Origin of the sequence: Uliginosibacterium gangwonense DSM 18521 (assembly GCF_000373965.1) — a bacterium.
Lineage (GTDB): Bacteria > Pseudomonadota > Gammaproteobacteria > Burkholderiales > Rhodocyclaceae > Uliginosibacterium > Uliginosibacterium gangwonense.
In genome coordinates this window covers 1-2,604 of record NZ_KB892861.1, presented here as the reverse complement: position 1 = coordinate 2,604, position 2,604 = coordinate 1, and the positions used below count along the sequence as shown (strand labels likewise).

4 protein-coding genes are annotated in these 2,604 nt (G+C 47.8%); all 4 read right to left on the bottom strand.

Annotated elements, in window-relative coordinates; genetic code table 11:
- Positions 1-101: 101 nt before the first annotated feature.
- A protein-coding gene (locus B145_RS0116245; RefSeq protein WP_086010501.1) for an IS5 family transposase occupies positions 102-891 on the bottom strand; the annotation gives its coding sequence in 2 pieces (ribosomal slippage) (positions 102-630 and positions 629-891; 792 coding nt in all).
- 102 nt (positions 892-993) lie between these two features.
- Positions 994-1,446 (bottom strand): riboflavin biosynthesis intermediates N-glycosidase, encoded by a 453-nt coding sequence (locus tag B145_RS0116240; protein WP_018608720.1) that lies wholly within the window; start codon positions 1,444-1,446, stop codon positions 994-996.
- A 4-nt stretch (positions 1,447-1,450) separates the two neighbouring features.
- Complete coding sequence (locus B145_RS0116235) at positions 1,451-1,747, bottom strand: hypothetical protein (protein WP_018608718.1); 297 nt, start codon at positions 1,745-1,747, stop codon at positions 1,451-1,453.
- Between the two features lie 281 nt (positions 1,748-2,028).
- Positions 2,029-2,604: RHS repeat-associated core domain-containing protein (locus B145_RS29525; RefSeq protein ID WP_169558559.1), on the bottom strand; the 576-nt coding region annotated here is incomplete at its 5' end.

The window sequence follows — 2,604 nt, the reverse complement described above, 5'->3', positions numbered from 1 at the left end:
GATCTGTTCGAACGCTTCCCTGCTCACATCACTGGGGTATTTCTTTCTCATGCCGCAGCTTACGACATTCAAATGATTGTGAACAGGTTCTAAGAACCTGTTCATAATCTTTTAAGCAACAGCACCAAAAAAGCCAAATGAAGGAACTGCAAACTGGTGTTGAGTAAGCGTTCGCAGTTCTTCCACAAGCGCCGGCATTTTTCAATCCAGGCAAAGGAGCGCTCAACAATCCAACGCTTGGGCATCACCGAAAAAGTGTGTAGCTCATTACGCTTGGCGGTCTGCACTTGTGCGCCTAACAGTTCATGAATGGTTTGCGTAAAGGGCTTACCGCTATAGCCCCCGTCAGCCAGAATACAAGTCACTGCAGCAAGGTCAGTGCGGTGTTTTTCTACGGCCTCAATAGCGCCTTTGCGGTCGGTCATCTCTGCCGTGGTGATCGCCATTGCATGCGGCAAACCCTGTGTATCGACCAGAATATGGCGCTTGATGCCGGAGATCTTTTTTCCAGCGTCGTACCCTTTGTGGGTGGCGCTGTCAGTATTCTTCACGCTCTGCGCGTCGGCGATCAAAAAGCTCGTTGTGAGCTTGCGTCCCTGTTTTGTACGGACCGCGCCAACCACATTTTTTTAAAGCCCGCTCCAGTACGGATACCCCGTCTGAATCAGGCTCGCTCCATTTGGCAAAGTAAGAATGCACCGTGCGCCATTTAGGAAACTCCCCTGGCAGCATCCTCCACTGACACCCACTTTTCAGCAAATAGAGTACCGCACAGAACACTTCGTACAAATCCACCGTCCGTGGGCGTGTCTGTTTGCGCACGCTCTCAAGTAGCGGACGGATATGTTCAAATGCCTCACGGCTGATATCGCTTGGGTATTTCCTTCTCATTCCGAAAGTTTACGACATTTGGAAGATTGTGAACAGGTTCTTAGAAACAAACCTCCCCGTGTGGGGGCTGTAGAACCTAGACTTAATATAGTGCAACCCGCTTTATTGTTCCTGCATGGAATTTACGAACTCCGCGCGTATCTCCATAATGATATTTCCCAGCATGTTTTTACCATTTCGGTTGGCGCCAATTCCCCAATAGCTGTCTGTAGGAGAGTCTTCAAAGATCCGTGCGGAGCCTGTTGCGAGAAGCATTTCCAACAAATCAGGATGCTGCTGGAACTTGGCTCGTACTGCATCTCGCATTACTCCAATTTTTGCCGATTCCCAGTCTTTCCGAATTTTGACTTTTCTACTGCGCCCAAGTCTCGCAGCGAGAAGTGGAGTTGCAGCATTGCGGATGGTGTTTTTATATTTTTCGTCCGTAAACTTGCTTGCTTGGAAATAATGCTCAACAGTAGGCCAAGTCAATTTTTCCAGTTTTATCTGATGCAAGGAGAAGTTTGAGAATTCACCATATTCATCGGTCACGCTAAAAAAATAAATATCATTCATATGATTAAATGTCTTTTTTCATATAAACGGGGGTGTAATCAGGGGGTGTTTTTGGCAAAATTCCATAAATATCATCTCCGCGCTCTCTCCACCAGTACTCCTTATAGCTGGTGGGTTTCTTCCATTCAAAGATCCCAACAACCCCCAGAAGCCCACAAGGAGTATCGGCCATAAAATCCCACCCATCCTTCTCGGCGCAAAACATGTTGTTATCAGGATCAATCCACAGAGAGTATCCCTTATCCCTAAGTATCAAAAGAGCTGTGTTGTATACATTTGTATACTCTGAGAGCGTTGGCAATTTATTTCCTTCCTGGAGAAATAAGTTTCATTGACTTGTTTGGAGTCTCGCCCTCTCTTGTCAAATTCGCCCGGTAATCTCCAATTCGTCCCATAATTGAGATCGTCCGATGGACTTCATATACGTTCCGTAATCGAAAAAGTTGCTGGAACTGATCTCATCACTCGAAAGCCATGTCGCGTCACACTCGGGGCAGATATAAATTAAACTTCCATTCCCCTTGATTCGCGCTTCGACAATGTAATCCTGTTCGCACCGCGGACAAATCATTTCTATTTCCTTCATTTCCAGGGGTATGCTGAAATTATCTCGTTCGTTCCCGGACGAGTAATTATCCTGACATTTGTCTCTCCTGCAGTCCCTATTGCTCTACCCATCGGAACAACATAAGCACCAGGATCGTTGGCCTCCGGTTGGCCACGCTTCGCCCAAGCCTCATCCACCACATCCAGTGAGCTACCTTTTTTCGCGGGACAGAACACCGAGTGATTAGGCTTATTTGGGTTCGGAGACTCATGTTCGAGAACATGCTTAACCCGGTTGCCATGTTGGGAGCCTTGACCGTAGCTTAAACCATTTGGAGTAACCCAAGACCCTGTACTCTTGTCATACCCGAGTTTTATCAACCCCAATGGGTCAATCCACTCCGTTGGGTTCGGCACATACTGCTGAAGGTTCGTTCCTCCTTCTAACCCAATCGGATCCTTGGATACAAACCTCCCCGTATGCGGGTCGTAATACCGATACCGATTGTAATGCAGCCCGGTCTCATGGTCGAAGTATTGGCCTTGGAACCGGATGTTCGTAGTCAGTCCGGCTTTGCGTCGGGCGGTGCTGATGAGTTCTTGGGCTTGCCC